Genomic DNA, 17926 nt, shown 5'->3' with positions numbered 1-17926 from the left:
GTACTTACCTGGTGCACTGTAATTCGTTTCACAAGGATAGAAACGAAAAAATGCCGTTTCGTTTTTTAGGTCCAGTAAAGCCGGGAGATGGTTCAGACAGCTGTCATACAGCTGCGGCCTGCCGGGATATTGAATTTCCTTTTTTCCTGTGATATTATTGGCATAGATATAATAATGCTCCCAGCAATTGTAGAGGGCATGTACGGAGGAAAAGGATGGGACATTTTGAAAATGATTTATCTAAGGGAAATGTGGTGAAGCAACTTATCATGTTTGCAATTCCCTTTCTGATATCCAGTATTGTTCAGTCGCTGTACAACGTGGCGGACATGCTGATTGTAGGTAATTTCAGTGGTACTGCCAGCATGTCCGGTGTAAATATTGGCGGACAGGTGACATTTATCCTGACGAATATCGTGGTGGGGCTCTGTTCGGGCGGAACGGTGCTGGTGGCTCAATATCTGGGGGCCAAAAAGAGAGACGATATGCAAGACACGGTAGCGACCCTGATGAGTACGCTGCTGGCTGCGGCTGTTGTCATAACAATTATGATGCTGTTTCTGAAAAATCAGGTCCTTCACGCGATCAACACACCGGCTGAATCTTTCGAGGAGGCCAGCCGTTACCTGACCGTGACTGTAACAGGTGTCATATTTATTTTCGGCTACAATGTGTTGAGCGCGGTTATGAGGGGAATGGGAGACAGTAAAAGACCGTTCTATTTTGTTCTTATTGCCTGCGTAACCAACATATTTCTGGATCTTCTGCTGGTGGCGGTATTCGGCATGGGAGCGTTTGGAGCCGCCGTGGCGACGGTTATATCACAGGCGGCCAGCATGATATTCTGTATCATCTACATGGTGAGGAATGATTTCATTTTCGATTTTAAGCCGTCTTCATTCAAGTTTCACAAAGAAAAGCTTTCACTGATTATTAAAATTGGACTTCCGGCGGCGATCCAAAACGGAATTACCAGTTTCTCTTTCCTGATTATTACAACACTTGTCAATACGATCGGCGGGGTGAATGCTTCGGCGGCCGTAGGTGTGGTGGGAAAGGTCAATGGGTTTGCCATCATGCCGGCCATTGCAATGGGCAGCTCCATTGCCACAATGTGTGCACAGAACATCGGGGCTGGGCAATGGGAACGTGCCGGAAAAACCTGCAAGGCGGGCACGCTGATAGCGGTAGGGTGCAGCTATCTGATTTTTATCCTGGTGCAGTTGTTCCCAAGACAGATTCTGGAACTGTTTGACAGTAATCCGGACATGATACAGAGTGGGATCCAGTATTTCAGGACATTCAGCTTTGACTATTTGTTTGTACCCCTCTGCTTTTCGATAAACGGCCTGTTTATTGCATCCGGCCATACGACATTCTCGCTGATCAACTCCGTAATGTCCGCATTGGCCCTGAGAGTTCCGGCTTCCGTCTTATTCGGCATGGTCTTTGGAATGGGCTTAACCGGAGTGGGGCTGGGAGCCCCGATAGCTTCTTTTGGGAGTCTGATACTGATTATCTGGTTCTATCTGTCGGGAAAATGGCGGGAGAATGTAGTGAAGCAATAAAATTTTCAGACGGCAAAGACAAAGAGAGAAACAGGGATGGAAGAGCGACCTCCGCCTGCTTCTCTTTTTTGATGCCGGTATGGTTATGCGTATGGCATCCTGTTTTCTGGTGGTTTTATTACAGATGATAGTATTCCATCATTTCAGCGAGAAAGTCAGGCTCATTCTGCAGTTTTGCCAATTCTGCCGTACGGTGATCGGCAATCATGGCGTTTACCAGATCAAGCATTAACTTTTTACCCTGAAGTTGCCCCTCTTTAAGACCTTCCTTTTGCCCTTCCTCAAACCTCACATCCAGCGCATCTTCCATATTGAATTCCGTAAACAGCATATTTACCGCCTCCGTTCCATGCTCCTTCAGAAAACCAGCCATAATACCTACACGCTCGCAGTCTGCCATAGCCTGAATAATGGCCTCATCGCGGTTTTTTCCCTTATTTATGTAATCCCTTATAGTTTGTATAAAAAAGGAATATTCATAAAGCGGTCTGCACCGCTCCAGAATTGGGTGGTTGACCGGCAGATTGATATTGATTACCTTTACAATTAATTCTAACATAGGCGGATCGGCTTTTTCAAGATAGGCGTCGGAAAGTTTAAGGATTTTTTCACCGGGGAAATCTTTGCTTCCGTTATAGAATACAAAGAATTCGGGAGTGGGAACCGGAATCTGGCCTGTCCGGTAAAGTGCCCTGGGCTCAATGAGCTTTTCCATCGTCCGGCCATAATAAATAGCGTCCCGAAGCGGCATATTCGCATTGACTGTGGACTGGTGTTCACTGATTACTAATACTTTGTTTTTCACTGTAAACGCCATGTCATTTTTTCTGGCCATAAAAAGTACCCCGCTGAGAGTGGTAAATGTAATATCTTCCGGACGTACCATATCGGCTCCGTCCAGGGCCGAATAAAGCCTGGCCGCGTTTTCGGGGTCGCTGAAAAATGCTGTAAATGCGCTGGATTTTACTTCTCTGTTTGTAAGGCGGCTTTCAGTGTCCGTAGGGTGATTTTCAGGGTTTGTAAGACGGTTCCCAGTGTTTGCGCGGCTTTCGGGGCCAATAATCTGATATCCGGAGCGGGTGATGCGACTATCGGAGTCAGTGATATGATTTTTAGAATTTTCCATAAGAATCCCTCCCATATGAAGTTGTTTTGAGATTAAGAAATGATTTGCAGAGACTGCAGGAATTTAAGAATGTTCAGATTTATTCTGATTGGTTGTTTTATAGTAACACAGAGCCGGAGAAATGTCTATTGCCCCGCGGCCTTTTTCGTACGGAATATCTGTCTGCTGTGGCACATACATTAATAACAATCGACTGTATCAGGGAGTATATTTCATGCTGAATTATCTGTGGGCATTTATGATGCTTGTTGGAATTATATGGGCGGCTCTGCACGGCAATCTGGCTCTCGTGACTGCCGGCGCTCTGGATTCGGCCAGGGAGGCTGTGACCCTCTGCATTACCATGCTCGGCGTCATGTCATTCTGGACCGGAATTCTGGAGGTTGGCAGGCGGGCCGGGCTGATTGAGCAGTTATCAAAGAAAATGACCCCCATTCTGAGGTTTCTCTTCCCGAAGATCCCCAAGGGGCATCCTTCCCTGGAATCCATTTCCGCCAATATGATTGCCAACATGCTGGGACTTGGCTGGGCTGCGACGCCGGCCGGACTGCAGGCGATGGAAGAACTGGAAAACCTGGAGGAAGACAGAAGACGGGAGGGAAAAAAATCAGTTCCGAGGGGAGTTGCCAATAATGAGATGTGCACATTCCTGATTATCAACATATCTTCTCTGCAGCTGATCCCAATCAACATGATTGCATACAGGACTCAATATGGCAGCATCAACCCTACGGCAATTGTGGGGCCCGCACTGGTGGCTACAACAATCAGCACGATTGTAGCGGCAATATTCTGTAAATGGAAAAACAGGAAAGCCGGAGAGCACGCTTAATACATATATGCTGGTACACTGGCAGCAATATTCTATTCCGGGAAATCATGATACACTGATGGCGGATGGAATGAGAGACGGGACGGCAGAGGAGGCAGGGCAATAGAGGAGGCGGGACGGCAGAGGAAGCAGGGCGGTAAAAAAGCAGGATGGCAGACTAATAGAAAAAGAAGAAGCATCAAAGCGCCGGATAACATAAAATCCGGCGCTTAAACAATATATCCACGATAACAATGGATGGACAAACTGTAATATCACTTCAGCTTCTCTGCCCACTCATCTTCTTTAAAACCAACCAGCACAAAATCTTCTGCTATAATAAGAGGACGTTTTACAAGCATCCCGTCTGTGGCCAGCAGGTTATACTGTTCCTCCTCGCTCATAGACGGCAGCTTATCCTTCAGTTCCATGCTCTTATAAAGCAGCCCGCTGGTATTGAAAAATTTCTTGAGCGGAAGGCCGCTTCTTTGGTGCCACTGTTTCAGTTCGTCGGCCGAGGGATTATTCTCCTTGATATGACGGGCCTCGTAAGAGAGGCTGTGGCCGTCCAGCCATTTTTTTGCCTTCTGACAGGTGGAACAGGGGGGATATTCTAAAAATAATACACTCATGATAGTCTCCTTTCGCTTGTCTGTAATTTAACCTGTAATCGTTTCGAGTCTCGACTACTTTCAGCTCAAATTGTACCAAATTTTTATGCTGCTGTTATCATATCATAAAAATTGCGTTCTGCCAGCCCCCTAGAGCGTGTTTGTAAATTGCTCACAATACATCCAATATTTTTGATACACCATTTGGAATCCGGCCGGACCGGGACCGGAGGTCCGTTTTATCGGTTTTTTAACCTGTTCAAGCAGCATGGGCCTTATTTCACAGTATGGTCACAATTCCCATATATAATTATTCCGATAAATGACGGGTAATCAGAATGGAAGGAGTGGTATACGAATAAAATAGTAATGATAACGGCTTCGTCAGGAGCGTCCAATGAAATTTATTCTTTATCTATCGGAATATCTGGTTCCGATCATCATTTTTTATATTGCCGGTTTTGCCTTTCTTTCAAAACGTCCGGTTTTTGATGATTTTATAGAAGGTGCAAAACAGGGAATGAAAACAGTCGCAGACATTCTCCCCACCCTGATAGGCCTGATGACGGCCGTGGGAGTGCTCAGGGCCTCCGGCTTTCTTGATTTTTTGTCCGGCGTGCTGGAAAAACCGGCCGGACTTTTACATATACCGTCCCAGATCGTTCCGGTCATTCTGGTCAGGCTCGTTTCCAGTTCGGCCGCCACGGGGCTGCTGCTGGATATTTTTAAGACCTCGGGGCCGGATTCCTTTGTCGGGATGATGGTTTCCATCCTGGAAAGCTGCACGGAAACCGTCTTTTATACAATGAGCGTTTACTTCATGACGGCGAAGGTAACAAAGACAAGATGGACATTTGCCGGGGCAATGCTGGCCACAGCGGCGGGCATCGCAGCCAGTATTTTCCTGGCGTCGGTCGGATAAAAACATAAGAAAATACTGGAAAAATGCCATTTTTTGTAAGAATTTTGACGGTTGTCTTGACAGGGAGAATATTGTATAATCAGTTAGTACGCGGATGAGTACGCGAAAACTATGAAATGAAAGGGATTGCCGTGGATCATTACGAGACGCTCAATGAAGTACTGGTAAAGCTGTTCCGTGATATTATGGATATTGAACAAAAGGCCATAATTACACCGGAATATAAGGATATCACCAATAACGATATGCATGTAATCGAAGCGATCGGGATTGAGGCGCCAAAAAACATGTCCTCTATCGCCAGAGAGCTGTCTGTTACGGTGGGAACCCTTACGATTGCCATGAACAGTCTTGTGAAGAAAGGCTATGTGGAGAGAACTCGCGGCCAGGAAGACAGGAGAGTCGTGTATATATCCCTTTCAGAAAAAGGCAGGGGAGCTTACGAGCACCACGCCCAGTTCCATAAGGAAATGATAGACAGCGTTACCAGTGAGCTTACCAAAGAAGAGCTGGAAACTTTAATAACGGCACTGTCCAAGCTGAAAAAATGGTTTGACCGCTGGAAAGAGTAGAATATGAGGAGGCATCACGCAAATATGAAAAGATTTATGGTAGTATTAACCGGAGTGATTATAGCAGCAGCCCTTGTTGCCTGTACCCCGACCAAGCAGAGCAGCGAGAAGAGACAGAATCCGCCCGCAGGAGCCACACAGGAATCCACGGTGGACGGAGCCCTTGAGAAGCAGGAAATGGTGGTAGATGCAGATCCAACTGTAACAGTCTGCGTTTATTCTTTAAATGATGATAAGACAGGCCTGAAACAGAATATCGATGCGATTGACGGTGAGGAACTGGATGCCCAGCTGCTGGTTGATAAGATGGCGGAACTGGGAGTAATCGAAGAAGGAATCAAAGTAAAGAGCTTTGACAATAAGGACGGCGTGATTACACTTGATTTATCAGCCCTGGCAGGCGCTAAGGATGATAAGACGGTAACGGCTGTTGTCAATACCTTTATCCAGAACTACGAGGCAGAGGAATTGGCTCTGAGCGTAAATGGAGAGAAAATCGGCAGCGGAAATTATAAGTTTGTCAAAGAATATAAGAAGATGAATTAGTAATAAAGAGCAGTGAAAATAAGTCAGAAGCCGCAAAAACAGGGTTTCGCTGAATTAGAATTCGGCGGAACCCTGTTTTTTAGAACGGTACCATTACCACTTACTCAGAAGCCTGTTGCCTTGCTTGTGCAAGCGATTTCCCCTCCCTTAATAATTCCGCAACCAGGTCTTCCCTGGCTGTAATATGGGAAGCGATTTCATAGACTTCAGCAATTTTCGCGGCAGGAACTACCATTACCCCCGTCCGATCCATAACCACCAGATCGCCTGGAATAATTTGTACCCCGCCAATCACGACCGGAACGTCCAAAGCTGTTGTCTCGATGTCGAAAGCGCTTTTGACAGGCACGGTACCGGCGCAATAGACCGGAAACTGCATGGCTGCAATCTCGTCTGCATCACGAAGGCAGCCATTTGTCAGTTCTCCTGTGACGCCTCGCAATTTTGCCCGGAGCGACAGCAGATCGCCGCCGGTTGCGACGTCTGTGATGCCATCCATATCAATGACTAACAGATCACCCGGTTCCGTGCGGGTATCAATGATATTTCCCTGTTTTGCCAGGTTTTGGCCGTCCCATGGCGTCTGCCGGCGCTGCTGCCGGATCGTTCTTGCGAACCCCGCAGCCCGCGGCTGATGAGATTCCAGGGGCCGGAGCCCCTGCACTGCACCCCGTTTCAGCCCCAGGCTGTCCATGGCATCCGATATGGCGCCCGTTGCAAGCGCTCTGTATTTTTCTGTCCATATAAGTTTTTCCTCAACGGTCATTTTAGTTTCCTCCCTCTTTCCTGAGTTTTCCGGGTTGGTTAATGCTTATTCTACACAAACACATGGTAAAAACCGAGTATTGCAAATACGGCCAGGACTGCCAGCGCCAGGAAAGAAACGGCAAAAAGCTCGATAAACAGCCTGTTTTGAGGAAACCGCTCCTCTGAATCCTGCTGCTGGGCCACACCGGCCATTATGAGAGCGCCCGTGGTGGAAATCGGTGTAAATCCGGAAACGGTTCCTCCGATTACAATGACGGCAACCAGTTCCAGCGCACTGGTTCCCAGGCCGGCCGCGAGTTCACCGGCAGCAGGAATCAGAGTTGGGAATACGACTCCAAGGCCGGAACTGAAAAAGGACATCAGGCCGGCAGCCACCGCCATAACCATAGCAGCTGATTTTGGCCCCATAATTGATTCCAATGCAGATACCATGATATCAATCCCTCCGGACAGGGAAATCACATTCATCAGAATGCCGACGCCCAGAACCATCAGAATGACACTCCAGGGAATGGACTGTATGGCTTTCTTTTCGTCTCCGCAGTCCAGTATAATCAGAAGAGTTCCCACTAAGAATCCCATAAGTCCCACATTCCAGGAGAAAAACAGGACACCCACGGCCAGCACGGCGAGGCCTGCCAGAGAGAGGAGCTGTTTTCCTGAAAACCCCGGAAGTTTTACTTCTATGGAGGATGTGGATTCTTCCACTATCCAACCCTTATAATAGATATATACCACCGCAACTACGACCAGGGCAGTGGCCGCCAGGCAGAACATAATGGGCACAGTATTACCGGCCAGCCCCTGCTTTTCCATCAACTCGCGCACGACAGCGCTTTCCGGCGTCAGCGGGCTCATACGGCCGGACATCACACCCAGGTCTCCGATGATCGCTGTCATAATCGGATTGATTCCAGCCGACAGGGCTACCGGAATGGCGATTACCGGAATGATGGCCAGGCTTGGGATGGCTCCGGGGCCTACGGCACAAATGATAAAGCCAAGAATGTAAATAACAAAGGGAATCAGCATCTTTTTATTTCCAACAAGGGATACCATTTTTCTTGCCAGCAGCTCCAGTGTTCCATTTCCGTTAATAATCGCAAACAGATAAGTTATGCCTATCATCTGGATACAGAGGGAGGAGCTGAATCCCTTTATAATATCAGCCGCCCTGATACCGTAAACCACGCCGAGAACTGCGGCTATTCCCATACACAAAATTCCCACGTTACATTTTCTGATGAAACCGACTGTGATAGCGGCCAGAAGACCTATCAGCGATATAAGACCTAAGTTCATTTCGTCCCTCCCTCTATTTAAACGTAATGCAGACTGGACTTTCCGTATGCAGAATTCTGCCCGTATAATCCATTCTGCCGTTTTCTTCATCCAGCTTCATTTCAACTATCGTGTCGCTGTCTTCATTAGCCGCATAAAACAGGCTGTAGTCCCGGTTAAATGAAATAAAGCGGGGCGTCATCCCAAGCGTGGGATAATAGCCGATTTCCTTCATGTAGCCGGTGTGCTGGTCGATGTGGTAAAGAACGACGGATTCATGGATTCGGTTGGAACCAATGAGAATTTTTCCATTCTTACTCATAACAGAGGCGCTGGCCTGTCCCTGCCCCGTGTAAACATCGGGCAGCGTCGGAAGAATTTGACGGGCCGTGAGCTTTCCCCTTTCATCATCAAATTCAAGAAAGGTCATGGTGTTTCCCTTTTCATTGATTAAATAGACAAAGCGATTACCGGGGTGAATGGATAGATGCCTCGGTTCATCATATTCCCGGCCGCGGTAACAGTCTGTTTCCGTAAGCGTTCCGTCTTCCGGACGAAAACGGTATACTATAATCTGACCGTAACCCTGAAGCCTGGCCTGGCATACGACAAATAAAAACTGTTTTTTCTGATCCCAGATGCACTGATGGGCAAAAGAGACGGTTCCCTCCTCTTTGCCTTTCATATGGATCGTATTTACAATTTCACCCAGAGAGCCGTCCTTCTCTTTCCTGATAACATAGACGGCGCCTCCCTGGAGAGCAGCGACAATAAGATAACGGTTTGTACGGTCCGGAGTAATGTAAACCGGATTTCTGCCTCCGATGTCAATGGTATTCAGAGGGCACAGGGTCCCGTTGCCATTGATTCTGAAGCTGGAGACACAAGATATGTCCCCGTGGACTGAATAAAGAAAACGTTCTTCTAAATCCATTGTCTGATAAGAGGGATTTGGAAGCGTTTCCAGACACTGAATCTCTTTAAAGTCTCCTGTCGTTTCGGAAATTTCATAGACTTTAAGCCCCTTTCCCCTGGCGTTCCGTTCCCTCGTTGTGCGGCATCCCACATAAGCATAACCCATCCTGATTCCTCCTCAATATGATTCTGCCGGTTCTGTACCGGCTTTTACTTTTGATAAAATTATAACAGTTATGCCGGGGGGACGGAAATTCAGTCTGGGACTGAAAGAGCCATTCCGAAACGGAATGGCTCCTAATTCGCTTGATAGTAATTTTCGGTAAATGTGACAAAATCCATGATGTCCTGGCTCTTGCAGCAGGAATCCGACAACATCATCCAGACATTTCTGGATACAGGTGTCCCCTCTTTATTATAGATCGGGATTAGCTGGAAGCGTTCCCTGTCAATGTTCCATCCGGAACCGAAGAGAAAACAGATTCCCAGCCCGTTTTCTACCATTTCGATCGCAATATCAGGATAGGGGACGTAGTGGGCCGTATGCATGACCTCACCGAAGTGATCTTTCCACCACTGAATCAGGAGAAGCTTTACCATGGGATTCAAAAATGATTCAATAATGGGAAGGTGTTCCACATCATCCAGGTTGAAACCCACGGGAGCCATGATATACAGTTCTTCCTCAAACAGGCGGGTCTTTTCGCCCAGGAACGGATAATCTCCGCAGACAATGGCGATATCCAGAGTCCCGTCCGTGATTTGGCGTATCAGCATATCACTGGAGTTGGGAATGGTCTTAAACTGAAGCTGGTTGTATTTGTCGACATAAGCTTTTAATAGTTTTGGCATATGAAGCCTGGCAAAAGAATTGGGAACGCCAATCCTGAGAAGTTCTTTTGTCCCGTGGCGTTCAGAAAAATGCTCCCGTATTTCGCCGAAGAAATCCAGCATAATACCGGCTTTCTTCACCAGATATCTGCCATCCTCCGTAAACGTGACCCCCTGGCTGCTTCGTTTTACAATCTCCACGCCCCACTCCTGCTCGATGGAGCGCAGCCGCTTGGTGAGGGCTGACTGGGTAAGGTAGAGATCTTCGGCCGCTTTACTGATGCTTTTTTTCTCATAAAGTTTCTTCAGAACAAGCCAATCCAGATCCTTCATTCGTTATATCTCCTTTCATCGGTTGTCTGGAAATGCCTGCTTTCTTTCAATATAGCGTATAAACTGTTCCAGAGAATCGGACAGCCTCTTGCTTTTAGGGTAAAAGAACCAGGTATTCCGTATAACCGGGAGTCCGTTTGCGTTTTTGAGAGGGGTCAGGCAGAGGTTATATTCATTTACAAAATTTTCCGGCATAAAACAGAGGGCATAACCAAATCCGCGGTGGATCATCTGCCAGGCAACATCAATATAGCCCACCGCCATTCCCGGGGACAAAGGCTCCCCATAATGCTCCTGCCACCAGCCGGAAAGCAGCTCCATCGTCCTGTCATTCGTTTTATAATCGATCCGCTGCATGGCTGGGAGGCAGCCGAAATCCACGGGTTCCTTTGTTACGAGACAGGCTTCACTGTGCCCCACCAGAATACGGTTGACGCCTCCCTCATAATCACCGCGGATAAAACCAACATCCACAGAACCGTCCAACACCTTACGGAACAGGTTGTCGCTCTGATCCGTGAGTACATTGAACTGGATGCCGGGATGTTCATTCCGGTATTGGAAAAGAATATCTGACAACATGTATTTGCTGTAAGTATAAGAGGAACCGATCGTGATCGTTTCACCGGAATTTTGTCTGAACAATGCCAGACGGTCCCTCGTTTCTTTTATAAACTGAAGATAGAGCCCGGCCTGCTCGGACAGATAGGCGCCTTCCGGCGTAAATTCAAGGCCATGGGGAGTGCGGTTAACGATGGTAACCTGGAACTCCTCTTCCATCTGTTTTAAACGTTTTGTCAGGGCGGGCTGGGTTATATAAAACAGATTAGCCACCTTTGTCATATTCGGATTCTTGTAAAGTTCACTCAGAATTTCCCAGTCCGTATCTCTCATAAAAAATATTCCTCCCTGCTTTCTTCTCTTTATCTTAGCAAAAGGGAGGAAGAAAAACAAGGAGGAGGCGGGACTCATCGGATGATGCCGTTTTGTGATAGCTTCTTTTTTAATGTTCTCAGCTGTCCACCGTTTAGGATGACCTCGATTTCGTTATCCGAGAGATCCAGCACGGTGTGGAACGTAATGCCTTTTGTCGTATCTTTAACCTGAATCCGTTTGGCAGGGATTTGGCCAATTAGATCTTCGATGACCAGTTCATCTCCCTGCTCCAGGCTGTCGTATACGGAGGCGTCGCCGAAGAGCATCGGTATGATTCCGTGGTTAACCAGGTTCCCTTTGTGAATTCTGGCAATACTCTTTGCGATAACTGCCTTTACGCCCAGATACATTGGATTGATGGCGGCATGTTCACGTGAGGAGCCCTGCCCGTAATTTTCTCCGCCTATGATAATACTCTGCCCCATCTCCCTGGCTCTGGCTGCAAAGTCCGGATCATAGCGGTGATAGCAGTATTGTGACATCAAAGGAATATTGGAGCGCATGCTGCTGAATTCCGCGCTGGCCGGCGTAATGTCGTCTGTGGAGACATTATCGCGCGTTTTCAGGCTGATGGGGGCGCATAAACGGGTTGCCGGCGGCTCCGGAACCGGAAGAAATTTAATATTGGGGCCGCGCGTAATTTCGATTTTCGCCGCCTCTTCCCTCGGCAGCGGTGCGAGAATCATTGAATCGTCCACGTCATAACAATCAGGTTCCCTGATTGCCCCCAGTAATGCGACATCGGCACCCATAATATCTTCTGCTGTGGCAAAAGTCCCGGCAATTGCGGTGGCGGCGGCGCTCTCCGGACTGACCAGATAGATTTGGGCCGAGGGGTTGCCCGCCCTGCCTTTAAAGTTCCGGTTGGAGGTACGGACAGCAACACCGTCGGTGGCCGGTGTCTGGCCGATGGCACAGCAAGGGCCACAGGCAATTTCCAGCATCCGTACACCGGCATCCAGAAGGATTTCGATATAACCGTCACGCATCAGCTGGCGGTAGGTCTGCCTGGAGGCGACGGCACAGGTGCAGCTGACATCTTCGTGGACATGGCGTCCTTTGAATACGAGAGCGGCCTTCGCGAGATCGGCGTAACTTGTGTTGGTGCAGCTTCCGATAAATACCTGCTGCACCCTCTTTTTTTCGGCCTCATGGAGCGGTATTACGTTGTCTGGCTGGTGGGGACATGCGATGAGCGGTTCCAGGCTGCTCAGGTTAATCTCGATTGTCTCATCGTACTCGGCATCTTCATCAGGAAGAAGTTCGAGGTAGGCATCCGGCCTGCCCTGTGCGGAAAGAAATTTTTTCACCTGACCGTCGGCAGGAAAAATGGAGGCGGTGGCGCCCATTTCGGCTCCCATATTGGCAATTGTCGCCCGGGCAGGCACTTCCATCTCCGCAACGGCAGGACCCGTGTACTCATAGACATTTCCAAGTCCGCCTTTAATTGTTACCCGTCGGAGCATTTCCAGGATGACTTCCTTGGCATTGCAGCCTGGATTCAGACTTCCGGTCAGATTGACGCGGATGATCCGAGGCATAATCAGGCGCATGGGTACTCCCGTCATGGCTGTCGCCACGTCCATTCCGCCAACACCGATGCTGAGCATGCCGACGGCGCCGCCGTGCGGGGTGTGGCTGTCGCCTCCCATGGATATTTTGCCGGGAGCGCCGAAACGGGCCATATGGACGGTATGGCAGATTCCATTGCCGGGCCTGGATACATAGACGCCAAACCGTTTTGCAGCCGACTGCAGATAGATGTGATCATCTGGCGTTTTATTGTCCACGTACAGCAGGTTATGATCCAGATAGCTGACACTGCACTCTGTACGCACCCGGTCAAGGCCCGTTGCCTCAAACGCCAGATAAGTCATAACCGCATTGATATCGTGAGTCAGGGTCTGATCCACTTTGATAAAGACTTCTTCGCCCGGTGTCAGGATTCCGGACACATAATGAGCTTCCATGATTTTTCTTGTCAGTGATTTTCCCATAAATAATCCCTCCGTTTTCTGGCTTCATTTTACAGCCGGAAAGCGGAGGGATACCAATTCATTATAAGAATGTTGGCATAACTTTTTTTTATAACATTAAGAAAGTGCTGCTATGATATAAAAAGCACTCCGGGGCAGGACTGGTTGCCCTGCATTATCGGGTATGCACATTCACCCAAAGATGTAATTTGCCGCTATGCGGCCGCCCCTGGCGCAGAGACCGGCGGAATCAACTGTTTACATCATAAGTCAGCAGCCATGTCTCAAAATACGGTTTAATCACCCGGAAGGAGGCGCCTTCCATATCCAGGATAAACTTATGGAATGCTTTTGCCGAATACCGGCTGCCCAGAGCTTTCTGTGCGGCATCCCTCAGGGTGCAGATTTCCAGGTAGCCGGTGTAATATTTCAGGTAGTTGCCCGGATTATCAACAATGGAGTTAAACATTTCCTCGCAGACCTCGGGATCGCTGATCCCGTAATATGTGCTTAAGAAACCCGAGATCTTATCCCGATCCCAGCCGTCGTAATGGATATGGATATCCAGCAGTGCATACAGCGCGTAAATGGATGCCTGGCTGCGGGCCATCAGTTCCTGCATATCGGGGGAGAGGCCGTTGTCAAATGAATAGCTGTACAGTTCACAGTATAATCCCCATCCCTCATCATATCCGCCGCAGGAAAGGACGTGCCGCAGAGGACAGCTCTTTTTCCGGTTAAAATATACAGACTGGTAGAGATGGCCGGGATATCCCTCATGTGCAAGGACAGAATAAAGATCCGCTCCTTCTTCCCTGGATTTATCATTGATATAGATCACATTGGTGGTGTCAGAATCAAGGGGAGGAATCAGGAAAAATGCCGGTGACAGCGAAGATTCCAGCGCTTTCGGAACATGCTTTACCTCGTAGGAGGAATCGGTGAGTTCCGGGAAATCCTTTTTAATCTGTTCACGCAGATGATCCAGAATTTCAACCGGTTCGGTCAGGGAAACGCTGGTCCTCTCTATCTCGGTCGCCAATTTTGGGTTGTTCTGCAAAAGCCTTGCAGTTTCGGCCATATCACGCCCGAACTGCTTCTCAATCCGATCTCTGAGCTCGGGAATGGCGCTGTCGGTACCGGTGAGGGTGGCCACGAGATATTCATAATATTCTTTGCCCTTATCATAGTAACAGAGCCCGTTATTGTTGGTCCCCCGTCCCTTTAACTCTTCCAGGGATTTGGACAGATTCGTGTAGGCAGGGATGAAATGCTCTTTTAAAATCTGAAGATGTTTTTTCTTGTATTCCGCCTTCTCCTCATCGGTCAGCCCATCCACCTCGTCCAGACGGCTGCTGAAGGTCTCCGTAAGGAAGCTGTTCTCCGGCCGGATCAGATAATCCTTGCAGGACTGCAGCATGCGGTCGATTGTAACGTCGCTGGGCGCCAGCCCGGCATCGGCCTGTTCCTTCTCATAGGAGGCCAGCTGGCCGTAGTAAACATCAATCTGGGAGAGCAGTTCCAGATAGTGGTCAATGTCGTTCTTGTCATAAAATGTGTACTCGGCAAGCAGTACAGGAAGCTGGGCCTGGGTTCCGATTAACGGACTCAGCGGCTGGCCGTAGAGCTCCAGTCCCTTTGACGCCATCCCGATTTCCAGGGAGTCCTTCAACATTTTATAGGTAAAAAGCTGATCAGCCGTCAGGAGAGAGGGATCAAACGCCTTAAGCTCCGTGAACAGTTTCTCATTATCCGCAGTATCTTTTTCCAGTTCCGCTTTGGAAATGGCCTGGAATTTTATCTCGGGTGTATCGATGCCGTAGTTTTCGGGATTCCTGAGCATAAAGTGAAGACTCAGAGGGTCGGAACCGACAATCTCCCGGAAAATACGAGCCGTAAAAGTATCAAATTCAGCCTGGACAGCCGCTGCATCTTTACCACTGCCAGGATTTTCTGTACTCTGCTCGGAACCGCTCTGTGCGGGCTGTGACGACGCCTCCGATGCCTGATATGATTCCACAGGCGGGTTATAACGGGAGCAGCCGCAGAGCATAATCGTGGCCATAAGGACCAGCAGATAGTATAAACAGGTTTTACGTGCCTTCATTTTTTACCTCCAATTGCCTACTATTATAATTTATATTAGAGGAGATTACAACTTATCAATGAAAATTGAAAAGATGGGGCCGCCGGGATCGCTGTAGGGGGTTATGGGGGGAGGGGTGAGTCTTCAGTCCCGGGGGGAGGTATGTCGTGGGGGGGGATTCCGGGAGAAAAAATTCCTACGGGGACTCGCTCCCGCTTGTGGAATGCGCAGCGGGTGCTAGCTTCGAAAAGACCTCAGCAAGCACCGGCGGATTCCAATGTCCCCTTCGGAAAATTTTCACCCTCCATCCCCCGGGTACGCTATGGCGGGACTGAAGACGCGGAGTGCATCGGCCATAACAATCCTTCGGCAGATCCCTTTTCATGGAAAAAAGCGGGTGTACCTTTATATATAGGTGTCCTGGGAGAATATAATTGAATTTGAAGTTTACTATATTATAGCTTTTACTATTTTAATGATAAATAAAAGGAGCTGCAGTTATAAACAGAGGATATCCAGTAATAAGACACTGATACAATGGAGCCTGAAGAATTCACTGACTTAACCCTGCCGAAACAAACCTACCGGTTGCCTTCTCTTCCCTCTCCCTTTTGAAAAATCAGGACAATCAGCCGGTGTCAGGATGGCGGACGGGGGCGAGAACCTACCCGGTCTTCAGTCCCGGCGACGCACTGAACGGGGAAGTAGGGCGAAAACTTTCCGAAGGGGACATTGGAATCCGCCGGTGCTTGCTGAGGTTTTATACGAAGCTAGCATCCGCTGCGCATTCCACAAGCGGGAGCGAGTCCCCGTAGGAATTTTTTCGGCCCGGATTCCCCCTTGCGACATACCTCCCCCCCGGGACTGAAGACCCTCAAATACCTTCCCACCCCGCCCTTCATCCCGACATAGGCGTCCTCATTTTTCAATCCATTTGCCACTCCCTTTATAATGTGATAAAATATAGTGTCCCGAATCGAAAATAAGAAAAGGAGCCGTAATGCAAATGAAAAGAGAACATCTATTCCCGCTGGATTTTGTCCGTGTCCTGGCTGCCGTGTCGATTGTTGTTTTCCATTATAATGCAGTGACCTTCATGGAACCCATTGTTGATAAACCGATCCTTTTATTTTTTAATTATGCCAACGGAAGTATGGGCCATATCGGCGTTTCCCTGTTCTTTATTCTGGCGGGGGCGTCGCTGATGTATTCGTCGATGGAAAAGCTGGATCTAAAGACGTATTTTAAAAAGCGTTTCCTTGCGATTTATCCGCTTTACTGGACCGTATATGCCGCTTTTTTTGTATATAATTATCTGATTAAGCATAACTTTGCCTTTGATAAACCATTGTCCAGGCTGCTTCTTACGGCTGTTGGCATGGATGGGTATCTGAATTACCTGATTCCGAACTACTATCTGTTAGGCGAGTGGTTTATCGGCTGTATTCTTTTGATTTATCTGATGTTTCCGGTGCTCCGGGCATGTATGCTCCGCTGGCCGGTGCTCACTTTAATTGGAACGGCGCTTGTTTATATTCCGCTTACGCTGTTTTATCCGTTTCAGATGGATATTCAGTTTTTCTTCCTGCTCAGGGTGCCGGAAGTGCTGTTTGGCATGTATTTTATAAAATATCTGTATGGAACTAGGCAGCAGCGGGAAAAATATGACTGGAAATGGGGACTGGCGTCGTTTATCGGCGTTTTTACGGTTATGACGGTGAAAACGACACTGCCGGTTCCGTTTAAAATCCTGTGGACGGGAATACCGCTGTTTCTCTTTCTCGTATGGGTGGGGCAGTTTATTAAAAATATGGTTGTGAAGAAGGGAATTTCCATTTTCTCTTCCTATACCTTTGCCATCTATCTTGTACATCATATTCTGGTCGGAAAATTCGTGTTTCCACTGATCGGACGGCCGGTGGGAAGAGTGGAAAACTACCTTGTTTTCTGGAAGTATTTTGTATTCATCAGTGTAGCCGGTGCGGTATTTTACTGGCTGAGCCGTATTTTAACCGGAATTGCCGCTCTTTTGTGGGGCAGCTGGGTTTCATGGCTGCACAGCAGGAAGGATACACCGGCACGGTAATAAGAGCGCTTCACGCCGCGGGTACCGGGCTCCGGCAGTTCTATTAAAAGCGTGCGGAAATGCCCTGCGGGATATGTCATGGCTGGACTTTTGCCGGTTTGTGCCATATTTTGAGGAATCCTTCTTGACAAAAAGAGTTGAAAACGCTAGACTAAACTATATCTTTTAGAAAGTAACAATATAAAACAAAGGCTGTGAAGAGAAGAGTACGCAGAAGGAATGATTACAGAGAGTCCGGGCTGGTGGAAACGGATTGTCAGGGGAGCTGCCGAAGATGGTCTCAGAGCTGCGCTGCCGAAGTATGGATGGAGTGCCTCCGTAAGCGCCGGGTCCGTTAATGACGACGAACCGTGTGGGAGTGTGCAGGCTGTCTGTTTTAAGCAGTGACGGAGCAGGTCCGTTAACACCGCAGGCTGTGAACACGCAGTGGGCCGGCAGAAATGCCGGAACAGAGACGTTTTTTCAGCCGCAGAGGCATCCGTTGTGAGACGGCATGCAAATTAAAGTGGTAACACGGGAAAATAACTCTCGTCTTTAATGGTGATCCAATCATCTTTA

Annotated in this window: 15 protein-coding genes and 1 other annotated feature; of the genes, 6 read left to right on the top strand and 9 right to left on the bottom strand. The window is 48.3% G+C overall.

Going from position 1 to position 17926, the window contains the following annotated elements:
* The first annotated feature begins 215 nt into the window (after positions 1-215).
* A complete protein-coding gene (locus V3C10_22865; protein ID WVP62108.1) occupies positions 216-1568 on the top strand; it encodes an MATE family efflux transporter in 1353 nt (450 codons plus the stop codon).
* Between the two features lie 118 nt (positions 1569-1686).
* On the opposite strand, the gene V3C10_22860 is transcribed toward V3C10_22865, so the two are convergent.
* Complete coding sequence (locus tag V3C10_22860; GenBank protein ID WVP62107.1) at positions 1687-2694, bottom strand: hypothetical protein; 1008 nt, start codon at positions 2692-2694, stop codon at positions 1687-1689.
* Between the two features lie 214 nt (positions 2695-2908).
* Between V3C10_22860 and V3C10_22855 the strand changes: the two genes are divergently transcribed.
* Positions 2909-3526, top strand: a complete 618-nt coding sequence (locus V3C10_22855; GenBank protein ID WVP62106.1) for a nucleoside recognition protein — start codon at positions 2909-2911, stop codon at positions 3524-3526.
* A gap of 254 nt (positions 3527-3780) precedes the next feature.
* Here the strand turns inward: V3C10_22855 and V3C10_22850 are convergent, their stop codons facing one another.
* Positions 3781-4137, bottom strand: coding sequence for an arsenate reductase family protein (locus tag V3C10_22850; GenBank protein ID WVP62105.1), 357 nt, complete (start codon positions 4135-4137; stop codon positions 3781-3783).
* A 376-nt stretch (positions 4138-4513) separates the two neighbouring features.
* On the opposite strand from V3C10_22850, the gene V3C10_22845 reads away from it, so the two are divergent.
* From V3C10_22845 to V3C10_22835, 3 genes are all read left to right on the top strand, one after another.
* Positions 4514-5038, top strand: a complete 525-nt coding sequence (locus V3C10_22845) for a spore maturation protein (protein ID WVP62104.1) — start codon at positions 4514-4516, stop codon at positions 5036-5038.
* 116 nt (positions 5039-5154) lie between these two features.
* Positions 5155-5610, top strand: coding sequence for a MarR family transcriptional regulator (locus V3C10_22840; GenBank protein ID WVP62103.1), 456 nt, complete (start codon positions 5155-5157; stop codon positions 5608-5610).
* A gap of 24 nt (positions 5611-5634) precedes the next feature.
* Positions 5635-6156, top strand: a complete 522-nt coding sequence (locus V3C10_22835) for a GerMN domain-containing protein (protein ID WVP62102.1) — start codon at positions 5635-5637, stop codon at positions 6154-6156.
* Positions 6157-6256: 100 nt separating this feature from the next.
* Here the strand turns inward: V3C10_22835 and V3C10_22830 are convergent, their stop codons facing one another.
* The 7 genes from V3C10_22830 to V3C10_22800 form a co-directional block, all read right to left on the bottom strand.
* Complete coding sequence (locus V3C10_22830) at positions 6257-6922, bottom strand: hypothetical protein (protein ID WVP62101.1); 666 nt, start codon at positions 6920-6922, stop codon at positions 6257-6259.
* A 50-nt stretch (positions 6923-6972) separates the two neighbouring features.
* Positions 6973-8226, bottom strand: coding sequence for an SLC13 family permease (locus V3C10_22825; protein WVP62100.1), 1254 nt, complete (start codon positions 8224-8226; stop codon positions 6973-6975).
* A gap of 13 nt (positions 8227-8239) precedes the next feature.
* Positions 8240-9286, bottom strand: coding sequence for a beta-propeller fold lactonase family protein (locus V3C10_22820; protein ID WVP62099.1), 1047 nt, complete (start codon positions 9284-9286; stop codon positions 8240-8242).
* Between the two features lie 131 nt (positions 9287-9417).
* Positions 9418-10284 carry a LysR family transcriptional regulator gene (locus tag V3C10_22815; GenBank protein WVP62098.1) on the bottom strand — a complete coding sequence of 289 codons (867 nt, stop codon included), beginning with the start codon at positions 10282-10284 and terminating at the stop codon, positions 9418-9420.
* A 15-nt stretch (positions 10285-10299) separates the two neighbouring features.
* Positions 10300-11178, bottom strand: a complete 879-nt coding sequence (locus tag V3C10_22810) for a LysR family transcriptional regulator (protein WVP62097.1) — start codon at positions 11176-11178, stop codon at positions 10300-10302.
* Between the two features lie 74 nt (positions 11179-11252).
* Positions 11253-13217, bottom strand: a complete 1965-nt coding sequence (locus V3C10_22805; GenBank protein ID WVP62096.1) for an aconitate hydratase — start codon at positions 13215-13217, stop codon at positions 11253-11255.
* Between the two features lie 229 nt (positions 13218-13446).
* Positions 13447-15303: a DUF885 domain-containing protein gene (locus tag V3C10_22800; protein ID WVP62095.1), complete on the bottom strand. Its 1857-nt coding sequence runs from the start codon at positions 15301-15303 to the stop codon at positions 13447-13449.
* Positions 15304-16288: 985 nt separating this feature from the next.
* On the opposite strand from V3C10_22800, the gene V3C10_22795 reads away from it, so the two are divergent.
* Complete coding sequence (locus tag V3C10_22795; GenBank protein ID WVP62094.1) at positions 16289-17368, top strand: acyltransferase; 1080 nt, start codon at positions 16289-16291, stop codon at positions 17366-17368.
* A 185-nt stretch (positions 17369-17553) separates the two neighbouring features.
* Positions 17554-17907 (top strand) — a binding site (T-box leader).
* The last annotated feature ends 19 nt before the right edge of the window (positions 17908-17926 follow it).

It is taken from the genome of [Clostridium] symbiosum (genome assembly GCA_036419695.1).
GTDB classification, from domain to species: Bacteria; Bacillota; Clostridia; order Lachnospirales; family Lachnospiraceae; genus Otoolea; species Otoolea symbiosa_A.
This window is presented reverse-complemented; position numbering and strand designations above follow the sequence as displayed.

What these genes read in the sequence shown, in the direction of transcription:
- V3C10_22865 (WVP62108.1), top strand. Translation starts at nt 216, where the DNA reads ATGGGACATTTTGAAAATGATTTATCTAAGGGAAATGTGGTGAAGCAA.
- V3C10_22860 (WVP62107.1), bottom strand. Translation starts at nt 2,694, where the DNA reads ATGGAAAATTCTAAAAATCATATCACTGACTCCGATAGTCGCATCACC.
- V3C10_22855 (WVP62106.1), top strand. Translation starts at nt 2,909, where the DNA reads ATGCTGAATTATCTGTGGGCATTTATGATGCTTGTTGGAATTATATGG.
- V3C10_22850 (WVP62105.1), bottom strand. Translation starts at nt 4,137, where the DNA reads ATGAGTGTATTATTTTTAGAATATCCCCCCTGTTCCACCTGTCAGAAG.
- V3C10_22845 (WVP62104.1), top strand. Translation starts at nt 4,514, where the DNA reads ATGAAATTTATTCTTTATCTATCGGAATATCTGGTTCCGATCATCATT.
- V3C10_22840 (WVP62103.1), top strand. Translation starts at nt 5,155, where the DNA reads ATGAAAGGGATTGCCGTGGATCATTACGAGACGCTCAATGAAGTACTG.
- V3C10_22835 (WVP62102.1), top strand. Translation starts at nt 5,635, where the DNA reads ATGAAAAGATTTATGGTAGTATTAACCGGAGTGATTATAGCAGCAGCC.
- V3C10_22830 (WVP62101.1), bottom strand. Translation starts at nt 6,922, where the DNA reads ATGACCGTTGAGGAAAAACTTATATGGACAGAAAAATACAGAGCGCTT.
- V3C10_22825 (WVP62100.1), bottom strand. Translation starts at nt 8,226, where the DNA reads ATGAACTTAGGTCTTATATCGCTGATAGGTCTTCTGGCCGCTATCACA.
- V3C10_22820 (WVP62099.1), bottom strand. Translation starts at nt 9,286, where the DNA reads ATGGGTTATGCTTATGTGGGATGCCGCACAACGAGGGAACGGAACGCC.
- V3C10_22815 (WVP62098.1), bottom strand. Translation starts at nt 10,284, where the DNA reads ATGAAGGATCTGGATTGGCTTGTTCTGAAGAAACTTTATGAGAAAAAA.
- V3C10_22810 (WVP62097.1), bottom strand. Translation starts at nt 11,178, where the DNA reads ATGAGAGATACGGACTGGGAAATTCTGAGTGAACTTTACAAGAATCCG.
- V3C10_22805 (WVP62096.1), bottom strand. Translation starts at nt 13,217, where the DNA reads ATGGGAAAATCACTGACAAGAAAAATCATGGAAGCTCATTATGTGTCC.
- V3C10_22800 (WVP62095.1), bottom strand. Translation starts at nt 15,303, where the DNA reads ATGAAGGCACGTAAAACCTGTTTATACTATCTGCTGGTCCTTATGGCC.
- V3C10_22795 (WVP62094.1), top strand. Translation starts at nt 16,289, where the DNA reads ATGAAAAGAGAACATCTATTCCCGCTGGATTTTGTCCGTGTCCTGGCT.